This is a genomic window from Paenibacillus sp. JL3B1040 (assembly GCF_057063165.1).
Genome location: NZ_CM169317.1, coordinates 5,461,166 through 5,482,342, shown reverse-complemented (window position 1 = coordinate 5,482,342; position 21,177 = coordinate 5,461,166). Strand labels below are relative to the sequence as shown.

Here is a 21,177-nt window from a genome sequence, read left to right as displayed (position 1 = left end):
CCGGGAGCGCGGGGCGCTCCGACTGGCTTGTTGCGGTCTATCCGTTAACCTTCGCTCCGACTATTCCGTTTTGACCTTCTCGTTGTATTCGCGCACGATGTCGAACATGCTGTCGTTCGATTCGACGTAACCCTCATGCGTGTAGATATCGGCGATAATTTGGTGGCCTTCCGGGTCTTTGCCGATTTCGATGAAGGCGTCCTTCAACTTTTGCACCCATTCGGCGTTCATGTCGGAACGGACGGAAATCGTATCGTTCGGAATCGGCTCCGTATACGTTAATACGCGGGTGTCTTCGAACACCTTCGGATAGTCCTTGACGACGGTGTTGCGGGCGTCCTGGAAGATCGCGGCAGCGTCCACGTCGCCGTTCAGGACGGCGATCACACCTTGGTCATGACCTTTCACCGTGATCGCTTGCACGTCGGACAGCGGATCCAGACCGACTTCTTGGAGCTTAGCGGCCGGCCATACATAGCCGGCGGAAGATGTCACGTTTTGATAGGCGATTTTTTTACCTTTCAGGTCCTCGACCGACTTGATGTCGGAGTCCTTCTTGACGATGATCATCGATTTGTAGGAATCGACCAGTTCATCCGTAGGTGCGCCGGTATCGTCCTGCACTCCGTAGCGCTGCGCTTGCAGAATCACTTCGGCCGCGCCTTTCTCTTTCGCGAGCACGTAAGCGGTCGGCGGCAGGAAGCCGACGTCAACTTGCTTGGAAGCCATGGCTTCGATGATCGTATTGTAGTCCGTCGATACGCTGACCTTCACCGGAACGCCGAGACGATCGGACAACAGCTTCTCGAGCGGTTTGGCTTTGGCTTCGAGCGTATCGGCATTTTGCGAAGGCACGAATTGCACGGTTAGCGTTTCGGGAACGTAGCCGGTGTCGGCGGATGTGTCGGCTGCATTATCGGCCGCGTTGGCGCCGGCGTTAGCAGAAGTAGCGTTGGAACCGCCTTCCGCAGATGCGTTTCCGCTTGTGTTGGCCGGGGCGTTGGTTCCGCAAGCGCTCAGGACCACGGACAGCATTAAAAATAAAGGCAAAACTAACTTGGCAATCTTTTTCAAGCGTATGACCTCCACTTATTCTCATTTTTGGATTACGTGATTACTATAAAAGAGATTTATTAACCTGCCGTCAGAAGCAAAGTAGAAGTTTGTAAAATTGCGGTTTTCGTATTTTTACATAACTCTCGAGTTTTGTTGCTAGAATGGGAGTGCAATGAAATGAAATCGGAGGTGGACCGCATGAATAATAGTACAAACCTAGGCGAACGGACCCTACCGGCGAAGCGGGAGGAAGCCTTCTGCAAAATCCTTGTCACGAGCGATGTACACGGATTTATCTATCCGACGGATTACCGTACGACCGAGGAGCGTCCATTGGGTCTGGCCAAGCTGGCCACGCTCATTCGACGCGAACGCGAGCAAACGCCAGGCCTGCTGCTGATCGACAACGGGGATGCGATTCAGGGAACGCCGCTGTGCACGTTCCACGTAAAAAACCACCCGGACGGCGAACATCCGGCGATTGCAGCCATGAACAAGCTGGGGTATGACGCGGCGGTGCCGGGCAACCACGAATTTAATTACGGACGGGAGCTGTTGCGGAAGGCGATGACGGATTCCCGCTTCCCATGGCTGTCTGCGGGGATCGTGGATGCCGAGTCCGGCCGGCCGGCGTTCGGCAAGCCGTACCTCGTGAAGACGACTCCGGAGGGGGTGAAAATCGCCATCTTAGGCGTGACGACCCACTATATCCCCCATTGGGAGCATCCCCGGCATATCGCCGGCTGGGCGTTTCAAGACGCGCTGGAGACGGTGAAAAGTTGGGTTCCCCGCATCCGGGAAGAGGAACGGCCGGATTTGCTGGTGGTCGGCTATCACGGCGGGTTCGAGCGGGAGCTGGCGACGGGAGCCCCGACGGAGCGGTTGACCGGCGAAAATCAAGGCTACGCGATGTGCCTGGAGGTGCCGGGCATCGATGTATTGATTACCGGGCATCAGCACCGGATGATCGCGGACGAAGTCGGCGGAGTGACGGTGATCCAGCCGGGGACGGGCGGACAGGCATTGGGCCAAATCGCCGTCCGCTTTCAGCGCGGGCCGGACGGCCGCTGGAGCGTCCGTGCGAAAACGGCCGAGCTGCTCGTTCCGGATGACGGCGTGGAGGCCGATGCCGAGGTGCTGGAGCTGGTGCGGCCGCTGGAATCGGCCACGCAAGCCTGGCTGGACCAGCCGATCGGCCGGGTAGAAGGCGACATGACGATCGAGAGTCCGCTCGCCTGCCGATTGGCGGATCATCCGTTCATGGAATGCGTTAACCGGGTGCAGATGGAGGCGGCCGGAGTAGAGGTGTCGAATGCGGCTTTGTTAAGCGAAGCATCCCAGGGCTTTCGCGGCAGCATTACGCTGCGGGACGTGCTGACGAATTTCATGTATCCGAACACCTTGACCGTCCTGCGCTTGACCGGTCGGGACATCCGAGAGGCGCTGGAGCAGACGGCGAACTATTTCGTCCTGGGAGCGGATGGCGAAATCGAGGTGAATCCGGCTTACGTCCGGCCTAAGGCGCAGCATTACAATTACGATATGTGGGAAGGCCTCGAATACGAGCTCGACGTCGCCAAACCCGCAGGGCGGCGGGTCGTCAAGCTGACCCGGAACGGTGTGCCGTTGCAAGACGAGGCGGAGGTTGACGTTGTCATGAACAATTACCGAGCCGGCGGAGGCGGCGATTACGGGATGTACCGGGGCAAGCCGGTGATGAAGGAGATCCAGACCGACATGGCGGAGCTGGTAGCGGAGTATATTCAACGTCACGGAACCGTGCGGGCCACATGCAATGGAAACTGGAGAGTGATCAAAGGATCGCCTTGATCCCGAGTTTTCTGGTACAATGCAGACATCGAACCCAATGCCCGAGGAAATGCCCAAGGAGATGTCCAAATGCCCGCTGCCGCTGCCGTGTACCCGTTTTTGTCCGCCGCCTTCTTGCTCCTTCTTTTGATGGGAGTGTTAGCGATTGTTTATCGAAGCTGGCGAAACGGCATTTCGCCGATGCCCGCTGCCGCTCTCGTCCGGCAAGCCGTCGTCCGGGAACTGAAGCGGCTGGAACGTGACGCGGCTCCCGAGGGGACGGCAGCGCCGGTTGCAATCAGCCCTATCGTGGAAGCGGGGGCCGGCTGGGGAACGCTGGCTTGGGCCATCGCCGGGGGCAATCCCGATTGGCGAATCATCGGGATCGAGAACTCCGTCATCCCCTGGCTGTTTTCGCGACTCGCTTGGCGGAGAGGCGCCGGTCTTCGGGTGCGGTTTTTGCGGGGAGATTTATATGAGTTTCCTTATGAGACTGCAGGCACGATCGTCTGTTATTTGTACCCTGGAGCGATGCGGAGGCTCGATTCTCTGTTTCGGGAACGGTTGGCTTCGGGAGCCCGTGTAGTCAGTGTTTGCTTTGCCCTGCCCGGTTGGCGGCCGATGAGGGTCGTCACCTGTGGGGATCTGTACCGGACTAAAATTTACATCTACGAGAAACACTAGGAAACAAACGGAACCTAACATGGCAGGAGTGAACCTTGTGAGCGATCAAGTTAATGAGATGGAACTGGTCCAGTTTATCGCCGACCGATCGAAGGCAAGCCCGGACAGCATCCGGCTGGTCCTGAAGCATGAAGCGGATTTTATCAATCGGGCCCCGCAAAACGCCGAGCATGAGGTGGAGATCGACGGCGACGAATTGGTGGACTATGTGTTAAGCCGGAGCGATGTGAAACTTGACGAATTGACCGTGGAGACCATCCTCGATTTGGAAATGGATTATTTAACCGAACACGGCCTCGCCGGATACATCGATTAAGAGGAAAATAAAAATGGCCCGGGCCCCTAATTTCTGGGGGCGCTGGGCTTTCCTTTTCTACAAAAACCAAACGAATCCCCTTATGATTTACTCAAAGTCATAAGGAGGCGAAACCTATGCGCATTCGAAGCATCGGGACAAAAATCAATTTGATTGTGATCGGCATTCTGGTCGTCGTATCGGTGGCCTTTGGGCTTGTCGCCGTAGAGCAAATGGAGCGCGGCATCAAGACGTTCGCTACCGCCAAAGCGAAGAGTGACCTCGAACTGGTCAACCGTTATCTGGACAGCAAATACCCCGGTGCTTGGCGCATAGTAGGAGACCAATTGACCAAAGGCGATACGGTCATGAACGGGAACTTCGAAGTCGTGGATGAGATCGGGAAACTGACGGAGGACACGGTGACGATTTTTCAGGGCGATACGCGTGTGTCAACCAACATCATGGCGGAAGGAGAAAGGGCCGTAGGCACGAAGGTATCCGATAAAGTGGCTGACGTCGTGCTGAAAGGCGGCGGCAGCTACTACGGGGAAGCGGTGGTGGTCGGCCAAAAATACCAGGCCGCCTATCAACCGATCCAATCGGATCGCGGCGAGATCATCGGCATACTGTACGTGGGGGCGTCGCAGCAATTGATGGAGACCATTCGCGGGACGTTTATCCGGTACTTTTCCGTGGTTTTTGCCGCTGCGCTCGCGATCTCCATCGTTTTGATTTTAACGTATATGCGCGGGATGAAGAAACGGCTCGGCCGGTTGACCTCGGCGATGGAGAAGGCCGGAGCTGGCGACTTTACGGCGACCGTGCGCGACGATTCGCGGGACGAGATCGGGTTGCTCGGCGCCGGCTACAATCGGATGGGCGCCAATCTCCAGCAACTGGTGCAGCAGGGGCTGCTCGCCTCGGACAAGGTGAACGAGGCCGCCCGGAAGCTGCAGACGGTCGCGGGACAAACCAATGAGGATTCGGCTCGGATCGCGGCTTCGATCGAGCAAGTTGCTGCGGGGGCGGAGAGCCAGACGATGAGCACCGCCGAGAATGCCCGGGCGATGGAGGAAATCGCGATCGGCGTGCAGCATATCGCCGAGCACGCATCCGAAGCCGCCGAGCTGGCGGGGCAATCCAGACAGCAGGCTGCGGATGGCGGAGAGCAAGTCCGCAGGACGGTCGCACAGATGGAATTCATCGACCGTTCCGTACAAGCCAGCGGTGCACTGGTCCGTCTGCTGAACGATAAGTCGCAGGAAATCGCCTCGATGGTCGAGGCGATCCGGGGGATTTCCCGGCAGACGAATCTGCTGGCGCTGAATGCATCGATCGAGGCGGCTCGCGCCGGCGAAGAAGGGCGCGGCTTTGCCGTCGTGGCCTCCGAGGTCCGCAAGCTGGCTGAGCAGTCGGAGGCCTCGTCGGAGCGAATCGCCGAGGTGATGACGCGGATTGATGCGGACATCAAGCAGTCGCTGGAAGCGATGGACCGGGTGATTGGGGAGGTCGAGTCGGGGCTGGCGTTGACGCAAGAGACGGACCGCAGTTTTGCGGGCATCGCCGCCTCGAACGGTCAAATCGCCGACCGGATCGAGCAACTGGCCGCAACGGCTCAGCAGATGTCCGCCGGCATCGAGGAAGTTACGGCTTCTGTTCATGTCATCGCGGATATCGCCGAAAGCTCGGGCGCCGCCGCGCAGGAAGTGAGCAGGGCTTCGGTCAATCAACTGTCGGCGATCGCGGACATCCACGCCTCCTGCGCCTCGCTTTCGGCGGTATCGGACGAGCTGCAGCGGGTATTGGGCGAGTTTAAGGTAAAGAGGTAAGGTCTATCGTTTATCGGAACGCTTCGACCGGTTCGCGCCGGATGCCCGTTTCGGATGCCCGCGTCGGCAGGCTTCGGGGAGAAGCTGCTGCGCGGGCATTGGGGACCGGAGGCATCGCAGCGTCTCGGCATTGGGAGCATACTGGGCTTGGGGCATCGCGGACATTTGGGGGGCATCATTGCATCGGAGACATCAGGGCATTCGGCTCTTGTTAGGCCAGCGCCTTCTCAGTCCCAAAGCGTTGGATCAACGTCGTGCGAGTCATCACCAGCTTCATCGGAATCAGCTTATCCGTATGGCCGGTAATTCGTTTTCGGTTGCTTGGATGAAAGACGGTGAGCAGTAACCGCAAATAGGAGGTTGTCAACGTACGGAAGGTGCCTTGTTCGACCTGATGCGTCTCGAAGCCCAGGCCGTGCGTGATGCCCCGGTGCAGCAAAGTAATGCCCTGCAGCGCCTTCACTTGGCTGAGCTGCGGGTTTTTCTGCATTTCGGCGCAAATTTGCCGCATGGCGCTTCTTGCAAGGCGGGCGATCATCAAGGCAACGCGGTTCTCCTCGTTGGTCCGCAGCATGGCGAGGATTTGACGGTTGTCGAGGTGCAATTCCCCGATCCAATCGCCGTCCTGAATCCACGTGCCGTCTTCGCACTGCATGCCTTTTCCGCGATATTTGGTGACGAACATTTTGCAGATGCCAAACTCTCTGGCGTAGTTGGAGCGCAAGCGGCTAAACAGCTCGAACGCCCGCTCCCAGCCCATCCATATTCCTTGGACTGCTTGTTTGATTAAGGTTCCGGCTTGCATCGGTATCCCAGCTTTCTTAATAGATTCATAATCAAGCGCTTACATCGCTTATGAATAGTAGTTTTGGATTTCTGGTTCGCTCACCCGGGCGTTTTGGCAGAAATGTTGTAAAACGTACAACATTTTGCGACGCCATGAGTCTTGGATGGGCGAAATGTTGTATTATGTACAACATTATGGCGGGTCTAAGCGATATGGGGCCGAAAATATTGCAGGAAATACAACATTTTGGCGATAACTCTCGGCGAGGGGGCAAAATGCTGTATAAAATACAACATTTTCTGATAGACCGGCGGGCTGGAGCCTGGTACCTCACATTCACATGAGTTCTACGGCTGCCACGCTCCTGCACCGGCTTTGGCGGCTGGACGAAACGCCACGCCCTCTAACCGGCATCGCGGTTCGCAGACGGCGTTCCTGCACTGGCCTCGAGGGCTAGCCGAAACACCACGCCTACGAGCCAGCATCGCGGCTAGCCGAAACACCGCGCCCACCAGCCAACCTCCAGGCTTGCTGAAACGCCGCGCCTCCGCCCCAGCCTCGCGAGTAGCAGACAGCCCCACCCCGCACCGACAAGTTATTGACTCCCCGCCCTGCGTGTTTCCGGCGGCGAACCGCTGTTTTGTTTGCACCTCTCCTATGATGCCATCCCGGCCCCCAAAACAACGAGAAGGGCTGTCGCAGCTCCAAGCAGGCCGCCGGCCAGCACGTCGGAGGGGTAATGGACGCCAAGATAAATGCGTGACAGGCCAACGATGAATGCCAGCGGGAGGAGGAGCTGCGCCAGCCCGGGTGCTGCAAACAAGAACGGAATAAACGTGGAGAAGGCCGCCGTCGTATGCCCCGACGGGAACGAGTGATCCTTGAGCGGATGGATCGAGATCCTTGCGCCCTGCAACACTTCATAGGGGCGGGTGCGCTGGAAACGCTTCTTGATCCGAACCGCCAGCAGGTGGCTGAGGGTCAGGGCGATCAAGCTGTGCCAGCCCGCCCGCTGCCAGGAGCCCGTGGCGAAAACGACCACCGAAAGGGTTGATGCGATCGTAAACGGGGCGCTCCCCAAATGGGTGAACCTCTTCAGAATTCGATCCATCCACGGATGACTCAGCGAATGGTTGCACCATAGAAACAGCCGGTTGTCGTATTCGCGAAGCCAAAGATAATAGCGATGCCTCATACCGATTCTTCCACTCCCCTGAATAATGATGGGCATCTATCCGCTTCTCCGCTCGGGCAACGGTTACCGATGCGTTCGTCCCAGCGAGCGCTCGGGTTGACCGGATGGGTGCTGTCGCACCGGACGGATCCAGTAAAACAGCATGATGCCGAACAACAGCAGCGCACTGATCCCCACCGTAACCGTTACGTCGAAGCTTTCCGCCATCCAGCCGCCCAGGATCGGGCCGAGGATGACTCCGATGCCTTCGATACCGGAGAGAACGCCCCAACCGGTCGCTTTTTGCTCGTCGGGAACGAAATGGGACAGGATCGCGTTCCATGCCGGTAGCACGGCGGCATACGCCGCGCCAAGACAGACGGCAAGCAACATCGTGCTGAACATCTGCCGGGAGTAGATCAGCAGTCCGAGGCAAGCGGCCAAGGCGCCGAAACCGGCGATCAACAGCCACTTGTGACCCCACTTGTCGGCGAGCCGGCCCATCGGGATCAGCAGCAGTACAGTCATGCAGCCTCCGGCCATCAGCACAATGGAATATCCCGAATAATCCAGCGCCAAATATTCGGACGCAAAGCTGGGAAGGACGGGCACCAGCAGGCCGGCGGCCAGCGTCTGTACGATCATGCCGGGCACGAGCGGCTTCATCTGAACCAGCTTGCTGCCGATCTGCCGCATTTGCTGCTTAAACGGAACGGTGTCCGCCAGCAGGCGCCGGGCCGAGAAGTCGATCCGTTTAAAGGCGGCCAGCAACCATCCGGCCGACCAACATCCGGCCAGCAACCAGAACGATAAGGCATAGCTGCGGTCGATCAGGAAATTGACGGCGACCGGGCCCAGCCCCAGCGAAACAAGCCATATCGTATAGACCGAGCCCATCTGCGAACCGCGGCTGTCCTCCCGAATCTCGGATAGGCAGAGGAGCCAGACGGGCGATACTCCGATTCCGATCAGACCGGCCCCCAGAACGATAGCCCAGGGAGCGGTGACGCCGTAGCAGACGAGGAGGCCGAGCAGTCCGAGCATCAGGAAGATATTCAGGATCAGCCGGGCCGGGAACCGGTCCAGCACGTATCCCGCGATGACTTTAATGAGCGTATCGGCCAAATAGTGGACCGAGATGGCTACGCCAACCGCCGCCAACGTAATTTGGCGTTCTTTGGCGTACGCGGGCAGAAACGAGATGAGAAAGGCGCTGCGAGCCATTTCCGTCAAAAACAAAATGGCGGCGCAATGCAGAAAAGCGGGAGTAAGATGATTTCCTGATATCCATCGGGTAGTACGTTTCATATTCGTAAGGCTCCTTGCTTCGTATTCGTGCGCCGGCGGCGGCTCGGCAGGCGATCAACGGCCGTCCGCCAAGGCCGGCAGGCGGCCTGCCAGGTGCAATACGTCCCGGACAATCGTCTCGGTGGCGCAGCCTGCGGCCAGTTCGTCATACTGCTGAAGCATCCGGGCTCTGAGGACTTCGGAATCGATCAGCTCGTGCACTCGCTCCGCCAAAGCTCGCGGCGATGAGGCAACCGCTGCCGCGCCTTTGCGCTCCAGATATTTCGCGTTTTCCCGCTCCTGCCCGGAAAACGGCTTGTAGACCACGATCGGTGTGCGAATGTGGATCGCTTCCGACAACGTGATGCCCCCGGCCTTCGTCACGATGCAGGAGGCTTGACGCATGCGGTCGTGGATTGCTTCGACGTAACCGAACAGGCGCAGCCGCTCTTGGCCGGCAAATCGCCGTTCCAGCCGCCGCCGCAGTTTATCGTTGCCGCCGCACACGAGCTCCACCCGAACGTCCGGCAGCGCCAGCAGCTTGGTGATGATGAGCTGGATGTCCGGTAAGGGGATGTGCGCTCCCATCATGACCAGAATGGACCGGGCTCCCCCTGCGGAGCCTGGCGTAGGCGGATTCGCGGAGCGCAACGGCTCGTAAAACGGCTCCCGGACCGGGATGCCGCTGACGACAATCGTTTCCGCAGGTACGCCGCGTTCGATCATCACCCGCTTCAAATCCTCGGTCGCCACGTAAAAACGGTCCGGCCGCGTGAATAACCAGCGGTTGTGCAGGCTGAAATCGGTCATAACCGTAAAGACGGGCACCCGTATACCGTGTTTTCGCAGTTGATCCGTGATCCCGCCGAAGGGAAAGGTGGTGATGATGGCGTCCGGCCGGCGTTTTTGGAGCAAAGTGACCAGTTTCTTCATGCCGAGCAGATTGCCCCATTTGGCCAAGGCGCTCGTCTGCCGGAGGTCCCGGGTCGCGTAGTAGCTCCACCCGTAATAGTCCAGACCGTATGCCGAGAACCAAGGGCTGTACAAATAAAGATGCCGGGAGACGGAATTCATACCCGGATGGGCTTCGCGGTACAGGTCGATCACACTGACCGAACAGGCACCCGAACGGGTCAAGGATTGCTCCAGCGTTCGTGCCACCTGGATATGTCCGTTGCCGTAACCGGCGGTCAGGATGACGATGTGCAAGTTTTGTTTCATGGTTAGCAGCCGCCTTTCCACCGAAATAGAACGCACGGTTCGTTCCGTCGATTCACTCCGAGTTCCAGTATATAGGAAGCCTGGAAGAATCAAACCGGCCGTGCGGCGTGATTTGATTCCGACCTTAGTCCAGTTTGCGGGCCGGACCAGCCGTGTGAATCCGGGCTTAATCCGTTAGGGCCGAAGGTAATGTATCTTCACTTTAGGGCAATAATGTTAACTTCGTTTAAAAGGGAAGGCAATCTGTGTAAAACGGCCCCGTCGGAGAAGGCGCAAGCGATTCGTTATTTTACCTGTGGCATTGGGGATGGCGGATTAGGTATAATTGAAAAATGACTTAAGTTCGTTCAGAAAGAGGATACGCATGAATAAACAATCGATTTATGGGATGACAAAGGATCAGCTGGCCGCTTGGCTGCTGGACCGTGGACATAAACGAGGCCGGGCCGAGCGGATCTGGGACGGCTTGTACCGCAAACGGGTGACCGAATTCGCGGCGATGGAAGGCGTTCATCCGGAATGCCTCACCCTGCTGGAAGAGCATTTTGCCGCCGAAACTTTGGAGGAGCATATCCGTCAGGAGTCCGTCGACGGGACGATCAAGTTCCTGTTCCGCCTGCAGGATGGCAACCTGATCGAAACCGTGCTCATGCGCCATAAATTCGGCCTGTCGGTTTGCGTAACGACGCAGGTCGGCTGTAATATCGGTTGCAGCTTCTGCGCCAGCGGGCTGCTGAAGAAGAGCCGGGACCTGACGAGCGGGGAAATCGTGGAGCAGGTGGTGAAGGTGCAACTGCACCTGGACCGGCAGGGCAAAGGGGAGAGAGTGACCCATATCGTTGTGATGGGAATTGGAGAGCCCTTCGACAATTACGAAAATATGGCCGACTTCCTGCGGATCATTCAGGACCCTAAAGGACTCGCGATCGGCCCGCGCCACATTACCGTATCGACCAGCGGTCTGGCGGACAAGATCATCGAGTTTGCCGATTCCGACCTGCAGGTGAATTTGGCCGTGTCTCTGCACGCGCCGAACAATGAGCTGCGCACGCGGATCATGAAGATCAACAAGGCGATTCCGCTTGAGAAGCTGATGGCGGCGATCGACTACTATCTGGACCGAACGAACCGGCGGCTTACGATCGAGTATATTTTGCTGAAGGGCGTCAACGACGGGACAGCGCATGCGCAGGAATTGGCCGATCTCCTGGGGGACCGGTTCGTGAACGTCAATCTGATCCCGTACAATCCGGTGGATGAACACAGCCAATATCAGCGGAGCGAGCAAGATTCCGTACTGGCCTTTTACGATGTGTTGAAAAAGCGCGGACTCAGTGTCAGCGTGCGGCTGGAGCATGGGGCGGACATCGATGCGGCTTGCGGTCAGCTGCGCAGCAAGCAGTTGAAGCGGCCGAGCTGAGCCAACGAGCTTGAACCAAAGAACTGAAGGCGGCGAACGCACACAACTAGAATTTGAATGAGAGGACTTGGAAAACATGCTCCAAGTCCTTTTGATTTTGCTGGAAGTAGGTTGCTGGAGTAGGGTGTAGGTGTTGCTGTTGATTGTTGATGTTGATGTTGATGATGATGATGTTGATGTAGGTGTTGATGTAGATGTAGATGTAGGTGTAGGTGTAGGTGTAGGTGTTGCTGATGTTTGTGTTGCTGTTGCTGTTTGTGTTGCTGTTGCTGTTGATGTTGATGTTGATGTTGATGTTGGTGCTGGTACTGGTGTTGATGCTGATGCTGATGCTGGCGTCCACTCGATCCTTTGACAAATTAGAAGCCGGAACCCGATGAACTGCAAAAGTACATCTGATGGTAACCTTTCCTCGAATATCCAGGCGATAGACTGCAAAAGTGCATCCGAAAAAGAGGGATATGGAAAATGTTAGTAGATCATAGAAAAATAAGCTGCACTTTTGCACTTGAATCAAGAATGAGTCCGGTTAGGTAGTGAATGGAATGTACTTTTGCATTTCGTGGGAAGGAGAGGCGTGCAGCACCAAGGTTAGATTATAATAGATAAGCTAATATAAGGTATTATCGAATGATTAATCAATGGAGGAATCCTGATGATTTTGGAGGTCATAGCAACCTGCGTTGAGGATGCCGTCGTCGCGAAGTCAAACGGGGCGGACCGGCTTGAGCTAATCACGGCGATAACGGAAGGCGGGCTGACGCCCGGCATCGGCATGGTCCGGCAGGTAGTGAAGGCCGTGGACATTCCCGTTCACGTCATGGTCCGGCCGCATAGCCGGTCTTTTGTGTATGAAGAAGCCGATGTATTAACGATGGAGGCGGAAGTCCGGGCCATAGCCGAGACGGGGGCGGCGGGAATCGTGTTCGGGGCGCTAACCCGCGAGCGGAGCATCGACGTCGCCGCGTTGGAACGAATTCTGGCGCTGGCGGGCGGGCTTAACGTGACATTCCATCGGGCGTTTGACGAACTGGCCGACCTGCCGTCCGGATTGCGCACGCTGCTGCGGTATCCGCAGGTGAACCGGGTACTGACTTCGGGCGGACCCCGGCCGGCGCCGCAAGCGATTCCCGAGATTCGGGAGCTGGTGAAGGTCGCAAGCGGCAGCTCGCTAAGCATTTTGGCCGGTCATGGCTTGACCCTGGAGGCGATTTCGCGGTTCGTCGCGGAAACGGGCGTAACCGAAGTGCATTTCGGTTCCGCCGTTCGGAAGGGCGGGGATGGACTGGCTCCTATCGACCCGACCAAGCTGTTGAGCTTATCCCGTCTGTTGCATGCCAATAATTAACAACAAATCCCATAAAATACTAGTTACTTTCTGGATACCGAACCTTTTCCGGAGATAGAATGTCACTATATCCCATAGCGAGGAGAGTTATCCGGAACTTATGCCAATTCATGATGAGAAGAAACGGGCTTTGGCGTACCGATGGCTCATCGTGTTCCTAAGTACATGGCTGATGCTTGAATTGGCGGGTGTGCCAGCTTCGGCATCCACGGCATCCACGGCATCTGCGGCATCCGCTGCATCCACGACATCCATGGAAGCCACGGCATCCGCGGCGTCCGTGCCGGCCGCATCCTGCGGGCCGGGGTGCGCCCGTTATGACGTCGTCGTAGTCGGCAGCGAAATCGAGGGGGTTCTGTTGGCGAAGAAAGCGCACGAGGCGGGGTTAAGCGTGCTCATTCTCGACCCGCGCGAACAGCCGGGCGGAGAGCTGATTCAGGGACAGATGCTGGTGCTGGACGAGCCCAACGACAACCGCAAGCGCAGCTTGGTGCAAGGCGAATTAAAGCCCCTGTACGACGAGTACAAGGCGGGAACGATCCGTAAGCTCCCGGCTTTTGAAAGCTATTATCGCAAGCTGATCCGGGGGATTCCGCTTCGCAGCGGCATTATCGTTGACGGAGTGGAGGTAGAAGCCGTCGGCGTGCAAGGGAACGGGCAAGGGAAACAGGACGGGAAGACGCTGGAATCACTAACCTACCTCGCAAAAGACGGCAAGCTGTATCAGGTACAGGCGGGGTATTTTGTGGAAAACACCGATTTTAACGCGCTTACCTCCCATCTTGGCAACAAACGCATCCCGGGCATGGAAAGCTTGTATAACGGCAAAGAACCGGATTATATGGCGGCTACGTATATGCTGCGGTTCAAAGGCGTCGACTGGGGCAAGCTGCATCAAGCGGTGCTGAAGGATTATCCGTTAACGAACGTCGTCAAAAAATACGGGGCCAATACTTACGTGGATTGGGATTTCGCCACCGGCTTCAGCAACCTGACCTACAAGTACAGGCCGCGCGATTCCCAATTGATGCTCAGGGGCTTAAATGCGACGTATCAAAAGGACGGCGAAGTGATCATCAACAGCTTGCTCGTGTACGATGTCGACCCGGCCGATCCGCAATCGGTCCGTTCCGCCGTGGCAAGGGCAAAAGCGGAAGCGCCTTATATCGCCAAGTATTTGCGCAAGCATATTCCCGGCTTCGGCAAAGCCGAGCTGAACGGGTATCCCGATTATTTGTACATCCGCGACTATAACCGTTATGAAACGGATTATGTGCTGAATGATCAGGATGTGATGTCGGGCCGGATGTTTTGGGACAACGTGACGATTGGAGGATATCCCGTGGATTTACAGGCTACCCGGATCGTGAAAAAGGGCATCGGTTACGGCAAGCCGGACCGGTATGGGATTCCGCTTCGTTCCTTCGAGTTGAAGTCGTACGATAACGTGCTGGTGGCCGGCAAAAATATCGGCGCGGACATCAAAGCCTACGGGAGCGCCCGCATCATTCCCACCACCGCCTTGGCCGGGGAAACGATGGGCATCCTGCTCGGCCGCGAATGGAAGCAGCGTCATAAGCGGTTAAACGAATTGACCCCGGCCGATTTTCGAAGAATTCATTCCTATTTGGAAAAAGAATACGGGATTCGGATCGACCAGTGACCCTATTCCCGGGTTAATGGAGGTAAGGCGACCATACCTGGAGCAAATCGCCGTGCATGGCGATCCCCGTTGCGTCGTGATATACTTATGGAACAAATGTTCTCAGGAGTATCGGCGGGTGACAAACAGGAAAATGGCAAATGAGTCTACGGTTACGATAGCGGTGCGTCCGCTGGTGGAGTATGTGTTCCGCAGCGGCAGCCTCGATAGCGGCTTTCGCGCCGCGGTTTCGCTGACGGAAGGCACGAAAGCGCATCAGCAGGTGCAGAAGCAATACGGTGAAGGCGATCGGAAAGAAGTGTATTTAAAGGCGGAGATTCCCTGCGAGGATCTCCTTTTCGTCGTGGACGGACGCTGTGACGGGTTGTTGACCGGCGAGGACGGGAGCTTGACCGTGGACGAGATTAAATCAACCGCTGGCGAGCTGGCGGCGATTCGCGAGGACACGTACCCCGTTCATTGGGCACAGGCGAAATGTTATGCCTATATGTACGCCAGAGCCAACGGGATGAGCGAGATGGAGATTCAGCTCACCTACGTGCAGTTGGATACGGGGGAGCGCAAGCAGTTTCGGACGCGTGCCGGTTTGGAGGAGCTGGAGACGTTCATTCAGGATGTCGTAAAGCAGTACGCGCCCTACGCAAGGCGGCTTCGCGACCATCGAAGCGAACGGAACCGGAGCATCGCGGAGCTGGCGTTTCCGTTCCCGGGGTATCGTACGGGGCAGCGAAAGCTGGCGGGAGCGGTGTATAAGACGATCAAGGAAGCCGTCGGTTTGTTTGCCCAAGCGCCGACCGGCATCGGCAAGACGATCTCCACCACGTTTCCGGCGCTTAAGGCGATGGGCGAAGGCAAGCTGAATCAGCTGTATTACCTCACGGCCAAGACGATTACCCGCACTGCGGCGGAGAGCGCCTTTTCGCTTATGGAAGCACAGGGGCTGCATGCCTGGGTGGCGACGCTGACCGCCAAGGAGAAAATCTGCTTCCGCGAAGAAGTCCGCTGCACCAAGGAGGACTGCATGTATGCCGACGGCTACTTTGACCGGATCAACGGGGCGATCCTGGATATCCTGACGAACGAGACGCAACTCGCCCGTCCGGTCATCGAGGCGTATGCCCGGAAGCACCGGGTGTGCCCGTTCGAATTTTCACTGGATCTGTCTTATGCCGCCGATGTCACGATTTGCGACTACAACTATGTGTTCGATCCCAAAGTGTCCCTGCAGCGCATGTTCGCCGAGCAGAAGAAGGAAACCGCGTTGTTGATCGACGAGGCGCATAATTTGGTTGACCGGGCCAGGGAGATGTATTCCGCCGAGCTGCGGAAAGTTAGCTTTCTGTCCCTGCAGCGGGCGTACAAAGGGAGTAACCCGTCCGTTGCGGCGGCGGCCAAAGCGGTGAACGCCTTTTTCATCGAGCTGCGGAAGCAGGCCGAAGGGACGTTCCGGGTTGACTCGGCCGCACCGGAGCCGTTGCTGCAACGGGTGGAAGCTTTTGCCGAGGCCGCCGAACGGGAGCTGGCGATCGATCCTTCCGCCGCCGGGCAAGCGAGCACTCCGGGCGGTCCGGAGGCGGATGCGCGGGAGCTGTTGCTCCAGACTTATTTCGATGCCCTGCATTTCGGCCGGATCGGCAAGCTGTACGATGAACGATTCGTCACCTATGCCGAGGTCACGCGGGAAGACGTGCGGGTTAAGCTGTTTTGCCTGGATCCCTCCCATTTGCTGAAAGAGATGAGCAAGGGGTTTCGTTCACGCATTTATTTCTCGGCGACGTTATCGCCGTTGGGTTACTATCGCGATATGCTGGGGGCGGGGCCGGATGATTATACGGTAGCGTTGCCGTCCCCCTTCTCCAGGGATCAGTTGGAGGTGGTCGTGGTGCCGCTGTCCACAAGGTATCAGGACCGGGAACAGACGCGCGGCCCGCTTGTTCGTGCCTTACGGGAGGTGACCCGTGGCCGGCCGGGAAATTATCTGTTCTTCTTCCCTTCGTACGCCTATATGAACATGATTTACGAGGATTTTGCCGCCGTCGCGGAAGAAGAGACGGAGCTGCTGCTGCAGCAGTCCGGGATGACCGAGGAGCAGCGGGAGCGGTTTTTGGCCGCTTTTGTGCCTAATCCCGCCCCGGGGCGAACTTTCATCGCTTTTGCCGTCATGGGCGGCCTGTTCTCGGAGGGCATTGATCTTGTCGGCGACCGTTTGACGGGCGTGGCGATCGTGGGCGTCGGGCTGCCGCAAATCGGTCCGGAGCGCGACTTGATCCGCGACTACTTCCAGGCAAACGGGCGGAACGGCTTCGACTATGCCTACGTGTTCCCCGGGATGAACAAGGTGCTGCAGGCCGGCGGGCGCCTGATCCGCTCGGAGACCGACCATGGCCGATTGGCCCTGATCGACGATCGTTACCTTCAGCCGCATTACGCGCGGCTGCTGCCGGAGGAATGGCGCTAGAACCCCTTCGAATATTCCTATCCATTGTGACATATTTTGAACATGTAAGATAACTTGTTCATTTTAGGGGGAGCGATGGGTTTGGGGATCTCGTTTATTAAGGTTTCGGTCGTTTATTTTGTCATCGGTGTATTGCTAGGGATGTACATGTCCATGCAGCATGACTATACATTGGCGGGCGTGCATACTCATGTGAATTTGCTCGGTTGGGCGTCTTTCGCGCTGGCGGGCGTGATTTACGTGCTGTTTCCGGGAGCGGGGGAAAGTCTGCTGAGCAAAATCCAGTTCTGGACGTATTCCATCGGGCTGCCGGTTATGATGATCAGCTTATCGCTGGTGCTGTCCGGTTCCGAACAGCTGGAGCCTTTGGTGGCGATCGGCGGAACGCTTGTTGTGATCAGCGTGCTCGTATTCGCGGTCAACGTGCTGACGAACGTACGCACCAGCGCGTCTTCGCGGGGCAAAAAATAAAAGCCGCCCGCCGTTCGGGCGGCACGGCTTAACGGCCGCTCCAGATGCGCAGTCGTGCATCCCGGGGCGGTTTTTTACGTATCTCGCGCCGCCGCATGTTCAAGTTCCGTAATTTGGGGCACCTGCCTCCTCTCCCTCTTTTTTCAAATTCAATTGGAATTAGGTTGACATTTGTCTCGATATCATATATCTTAAAGTCAAGATAAAACAAATTAAGAATTATCGAAGTCCTTTCGGGTTAACCTAAGCTGAACATTCCGAGGATGGTATATGGAGGTGAAGACCATGACGGAGCAAAAGAAAAACGATGCGCTCCATTTGTTTATCGTATTGTCCCGGGCGAGCGAATGGGTCCATGCCCACAGCGACAGGGCGATCCGCCAATACGGATTGACCCGGACCGAATTCGGCGTGCTCGATTTGCTTTACCACAAGGGCCGCCAGCCGATTCAGCAAATCGGCAGCAAGGTACTGATGAGCAGCGGGAACATTACGTACGTCGTCGATAAACTGGAGAAGAAAGGGTTCGTAACCCGTCAGAACTGCCCGGAAGACCGGCGGCTGGTGTACGCGGAAATGACCGAGCAAGGCAGGCAGTTCATCAGCGAAGTGTTTCCGCAGCATGCCCGCATGATCGAAGAGGCAGTCAGCGGACTTTCGCCGGAGGAGAAGGAGATCGCCGCCATGTTGTTAAAAAAGTTGGGGAAATCGGCGCAGACCGGCTATAAGTAGCGGCGGCCGGAACGATAACGGAGCAGCGGCAAGAGGACCTAAAAAGACGAAAGATTTTCGATAGGGCGACGGGAAAAGGCGTTAAACGGCGTTTTTTTCAGTTCAAATATCTTAATATAGAGACTCTCGACATTTAGAGAAAATATAAAGGAACTTATTCCCTCGACCCCATGTTTTGATGAACGAACCGAACCGATCTGATTGATCCACCATTTTCATTTTTCATTTTACCCAGGAGGGACATGAACCATGAATACACAGGAACACGATTTTACTACGGTCGTCAAATCCCGCCGCTCGGCGAATAAATTTATCCCCGGCGTGGAAATCCAAGACAAGGAATTGGACGAAATTTTTAATCTTACGAAATTCGCGCCGTCGGCGTTCAATTTGCAGCACACCCACTACGTGGTGGTCAAAGACCCCGATCTGAAAGAACAAGTATACGAAGCCGCGGCCAAACAATACAAGGTCCGGACGGCTTCGGCGGTCATTCTGGTGTTGGGGAAGCTGGACGCCCTCAAGGACGCCGGAACGATGAACGAAGGGCTGCTGAATTTGGGCATACTCAGCAGACAGGAATACGACCAGCTCGTATCCGACACGATCGGCTTCTACGAAAGCCGGGGCGAAGCGTTCATGCGGGAGGAAGCGATCCGCAGCGCCAGCTTGTCGGCCATGCAGATGATGCTTATCGCAAAGGACCGCGGCTGGGATACGTGCCCGATGATCGGGTTCGATCCTGAGGCCATACGCCGGCTGCTGAACGTCCCGGACAATTATGTCCCGGCAATGCTGATCGCGATCGGCAAAGAGGACACTTCGAGCTTCCGGCCGCGCGGTTACCGCAAACCGGTCGGCGAGTTCGTGAGCTATAACCGTTTCTGAGCGTATGATCAATAAGAACGAGGAGGAAATCGCCGTGGTACATCCAACTTCAGGGATTCATCATATTACCGCATTCGCGACCGATCCGCAGGCTAACGTCGATTTTTACGCAGGATTACTGGGACTTCGACTGGTTAAAAAAACGATCAATTTCGATGCGCCGGAGGTCTACCATCTGTACTTTGGCGATGAGGACGGCAACCCGGGAACGATCATCACCTTCTTCCCGTCGGAGGGCTCCCGCCGCGGACGGGTCGGCGCCGGTCAGGTCGGCATCACCACCTTCGCCATTCCGGTCGGCGCCATGGGTTTCTGGCAGGAACGCCTGCATCAATTCGGCATCTCCACCACCGAGGCGAGCCGGTTCGGCGAAACGTATCTGCATTTCCGCGACAAGGACGGATTGCAGCTTGAGCTGGTGGAACGCGCCGCCGGCCCGCTAAGCACCTGGTCGTTCGGCGGCGTTCCGGCCGACAAGGCGATCAAAGGTTTCGGTGGCGCCGTGCTTTACAGCGCGGCACCGGAGAAGACCGCCATGCTGCTCGAAACCGTGATGGGCTTGCGGAAGCACGGCGAGGACGGCAGCTACGCCCCGTTCGAGGTCCGGGTGCTGGAGGAGGATCGGAAGGGATGAAGCATATCTTTAATCCGGGCAAAGAAGGGGGCGAAGCAGCGGTTCCCACGCTGCTTCTGCTTCACGGCACCGGCGGCACGGAGCGGGACCTGCTGCCGCTGGCGGAGATGATCTCGCCCGCTTCGGCCGTGCTGAGCGTCCGCGGCAACGTGCTCGAGAACGGGATGCCGCGCTTCTTCAGGCGGCTGGCGATGGGCGTGTTCGATGAGGAAGACCTCGTATTCCGCACGAAAGAGCTGTACGACTTCCTGGAAGAGGCGTCCGCGCAATACGGCTTCGACCGCAAACGCGTCGTCGCGCTCGGCTACTCCAACGGCGCCAATATCGCGGCCAGCCTGCTGTTCCATCATGCAAAGGCGCTCGGCGGGGCGATCCTGCACCACCCGATGGTGCCGCGGCGCGGCGTGCCATTGCCGGAGATGGCCGACCTTCCCGTCTTTATCGGAGCGGGGCGGAACGACGCCATGTGCCGGCCGGAGGAAACCGAGGAGCTTGCGAAGCTGCTCGGCGGAGCCGGGGCCCGGGTGAACGTGCATTGGGAGCCGTACGGCCATCAATTGACCGAAACCGAAGTTGAGGCTGCGGCGGAGTGGTTTCGCAGCCATTTTCTGAAGAAATGAACAAAGAGGGAGGTTCGCCGCCATGATCACGATCAACCCGGAGCACCAAACCAAGAGGGACAATTACAAGCTGCTGATCGGCAGCGTCATCCCGCGGCCGGTCGCATTGGTGACGACGTTGTCGCCGGAGGGGGTGCTGAACGCGGCGCCGTTCAGTTACTTCAACGTCGTGACCGCCGATCCGCCGATGGTGTCGGTGGCGGTGCAGCGAAAAGACGGTGCACCGAAGGATACGGCCCGGAATGCCGCGGCGGAAGGGGCGTTTGTCGTGCATATTGCCGATGAGGCGTACCTCCGCCAAATGAACCTGACGGCGGCGCCGCTTCCTCCCGAGGAGAGCGAAGTGCGGGCTGCGGGCCTCACGCCCTTGGCCAGCGAAGCGATCGCGGTCCCCGGCATCGCCGAGGCCAAGATCCGCATGGAGTGCCTGCTGGAACGCTCCATCCCATTAGGCGGAACGGAGCAGAGTCCTTCGGCCGATCTGCTGATCGGCCGGGTGGTCCGGTTTCACATCGAAGAGTCGTTGTACGAAGACGGGCGGATCGACCCTCACGGCTTGCGGCCGGTCAGCCGTTTGGCGGGGAACGGTTACGCCCGGCTGGGGGATGTTTTTGAATTAGAGCGGCCGAGGTAAAAGTCCGGGAATTACCGGACAGGACACATCATCGGCCAAGCCGTGATCCTAACGGCGCCGGGAAAGGCAGTTCGGAGCAAAGCGCTCCGGGCTGCCTTTGTTTGTTGGATAAATTAAGTTTCCACTATCGAAAGAAGTGTGCTAGCATAAAAAATGAGTACGCT

General features: G+C 57.4%; 19 protein-coding genes and 1 pseudogene. 15 read left to right on the top strand and 5 right to left on the bottom strand.

Annotation, left to right across the window (positions count from 1 at the left end):
- Positions 1–60: 60 nt before the first annotated feature.
- The gene (locus ACZF99_RS25110) at positions 61–1,074 is read right to left on the bottom strand and encodes a phosphate/phosphite/phosphonate ABC transporter substrate-binding protein (protein WP_483607597.1); all 1,014 of its coding nucleotides are present in this window, start codon (positions 1,072–1,074) and stop codon (positions 61–63) included.
- Between the two features lie 180 nt (positions 1,075–1,254).
- Between ACZF99_RS25110 and ACZF99_RS25105 the strand changes: the two genes are divergently transcribed.
- The 4 genes from ACZF99_RS25105 to ACZF99_RS25090 all read left to right on the top strand — a co-directional run bounded on the left by ACZF99_RS25105 (position 1,255) and on the right by ACZF99_RS25090 (position 5,676).
- Positions 1,255–2,886, top strand: coding sequence for a bifunctional metallophosphatase/5'-nucleotidase (locus tag ACZF99_RS25105; RefSeq protein ID WP_483607596.1), 1,632 nt, complete (start codon positions 1,255–1,257; stop codon positions 2,884–2,886).
- Positions 2,887–2,955: 69 nt separating this feature from the next.
- Entirely contained in the window at positions 2,956–3,549 is a 594-nt protein-coding gene (locus ACZF99_RS25100; protein ID WP_483607595.1) for a class I SAM-dependent methyltransferase, read from the top strand.
- A 37-nt stretch (positions 3,550–3,586) separates the two neighbouring features.
- Positions 3,587–3,865, top strand: coding sequence for a hypothetical protein (locus tag ACZF99_RS25095; RefSeq protein ID WP_483607594.1), 279 nt, complete (start codon positions 3,587–3,589; stop codon positions 3,863–3,865).
- Positions 3,866–3,981: 116 nt separating this feature from the next.
- Positions 3,982–5,676, top strand: coding sequence for a methyl-accepting chemotaxis protein (locus ACZF99_RS25090; RefSeq protein WP_483607593.1), 1,695 nt, complete (start codon positions 3,982–3,984; stop codon positions 5,674–5,676).
- A 211-nt stretch (positions 5,677–5,887) separates the two neighbouring features.
- Here the strand turns inward: ACZF99_RS25090 and ACZF99_RS25085 are convergent, their stop codons facing one another.
- The 4 genes from ACZF99_RS25085 to ACZF99_RS25070 form a co-directional block, all read right to left on the bottom strand.
- On the bottom strand, positions 5,888–6,481 hold the full coding sequence (locus ACZF99_RS25085; RefSeq protein ID WP_483607592.1) for a YkoP family protein: 594 nt from the start codon (positions 6,479–6,481) through the stop codon (positions 5,888–5,890).
- A 637-nt stretch (positions 6,482–7,118) separates the two neighbouring features.
- On the bottom strand, positions 7,119–7,658 hold the full coding sequence (locus ACZF99_RS25080) for a phosphatase PAP2 family protein (RefSeq protein ID WP_483607591.1): 540 nt from the start codon (positions 7,656–7,658) through the stop codon (positions 7,119–7,121).
- Positions 7,659–7,721: 63 nt separating this feature from the next.
- Positions 7,722–8,945, bottom strand: a complete 1,224-nt coding sequence (locus ACZF99_RS25075; protein WP_483607590.1) for an MFS transporter — start codon at positions 8,943–8,945, stop codon at positions 7,722–7,724.
- A gap of 54 nt (positions 8,946–8,999) precedes the next feature.
- Positions 9,000–10,145, bottom strand: a complete 1,146-nt coding sequence (locus ACZF99_RS25070) for an MGDG synthase family glycosyltransferase (RefSeq protein ID WP_483607589.1) — start codon at positions 10,143–10,145, stop codon at positions 9,000–9,002.
- A 364-nt stretch (positions 10,146–10,509) separates the two neighbouring features.
- On the opposite strand from ACZF99_RS25070, the gene rlmN reads away from it, so the two are divergent.
- The 11 genes and pseudogenes from rlmN to ACZF99_RS25015 all read left to right on the top strand — a co-directional run bounded on the left by rlmN (position 10,510) and on the right by ACZF99_RS25015 (position 21,013).
- Positions 10,510–11,565 (top strand): dual-specificity RNA methyltransferase RlmN, encoded by a 1,056-nt coding sequence (gene rlmN / locus ACZF99_RS25065; RefSeq protein ID WP_483607588.1) that lies wholly within the window; start codon positions 10,510–10,512, stop codon positions 11,563–11,565.
- Positions 11,566–11,695: 130 nt separating this feature from the next.
- Positions 11,696–11,920, top strand: a complete 225-nt coding sequence (locus ACZF99_RS25060) for a hypothetical protein (protein ID WP_483607587.1) — start codon at positions 11,696–11,698, stop codon at positions 11,918–11,920.
- A 300-nt stretch (positions 11,921–12,220) separates the two neighbouring features.
- A complete protein-coding gene (locus tag ACZF99_RS25055; protein WP_483607586.1) occupies positions 12,221–12,913 on the top strand; it encodes a copper homeostasis protein CutC in 693 nt (230 codons plus the stop codon).
- Positions 12,914–13,013: 100 nt separating this feature from the next.
- The gene (locus ACZF99_RS25050; protein ID WP_483607585.1) at positions 13,014–14,576 is read left to right on the top strand and encodes an FAD-dependent oxidoreductase; all 1,563 of its coding nucleotides are present in this window, start codon (positions 13,014–13,016) and stop codon (positions 14,574–14,576) included.
- 133 nt (positions 14,577–14,709) lie between these two features.
- Complete coding sequence (locus ACZF99_RS25045) at positions 14,710–17,034, top strand: ATP-dependent DNA helicase (protein WP_483612964.1); 2,325 nt, start codon at positions 14,710–14,712, stop codon at positions 17,032–17,034.
- Between the two features lie 75 nt (positions 17,035–17,109).
- Positions 17,110–17,505, top strand: coding sequence for a cytochrome-c oxidase (locus ACZF99_RS25040; RefSeq protein WP_483607584.1), 396 nt, complete (start codon positions 17,110–17,112; stop codon positions 17,503–17,505).
- A 285-nt stretch (positions 17,506–17,790) separates the two neighbouring features.
- The gene (locus tag ACZF99_RS25035) at positions 17,791–18,237 is read left to right on the top strand and encodes a MarR family winged helix-turn-helix transcriptional regulator (RefSeq protein WP_483607583.1); all 447 of its coding nucleotides are present in this window, start codon (positions 17,791–17,793) and stop codon (positions 18,235–18,237) included.
- 249 nt (positions 18,238–18,486) lie between these two features.
- A complete protein-coding gene (locus ACZF99_RS25030; protein WP_483607582.1) occupies positions 18,487–19,125 on the top strand; it encodes a nitroreductase family protein in 639 nt (212 codons plus the stop codon).
- Between the two features lie 4 nt (positions 19,126–19,129).
- Positions 19,130–19,726: pseudogene (locus tag ACZF99_RS25025) on the top strand (VOC family protein); the annotation flags it as partial.
- A gap of 29 nt (positions 19,727–19,755) precedes the next feature.
- Positions 19,756–20,379: an alpha/beta hydrolase gene (locus ACZF99_RS25020; RefSeq protein WP_483607581.1), complete on the top strand. Its 624-nt coding sequence runs from the start codon at positions 19,756–19,758 to the stop codon at positions 20,377–20,379.
- Positions 20,380–20,401: 22 nt separating this feature from the next.
- Positions 20,402–21,013: a flavin reductase family protein gene (locus tag ACZF99_RS25015; protein ID WP_483607580.1), complete on the top strand. Its 612-nt coding sequence runs from the start codon at positions 20,402–20,404 to the stop codon at positions 21,011–21,013.
- Positions 21,014–21,177 lie beyond the last annotated feature (164 nt).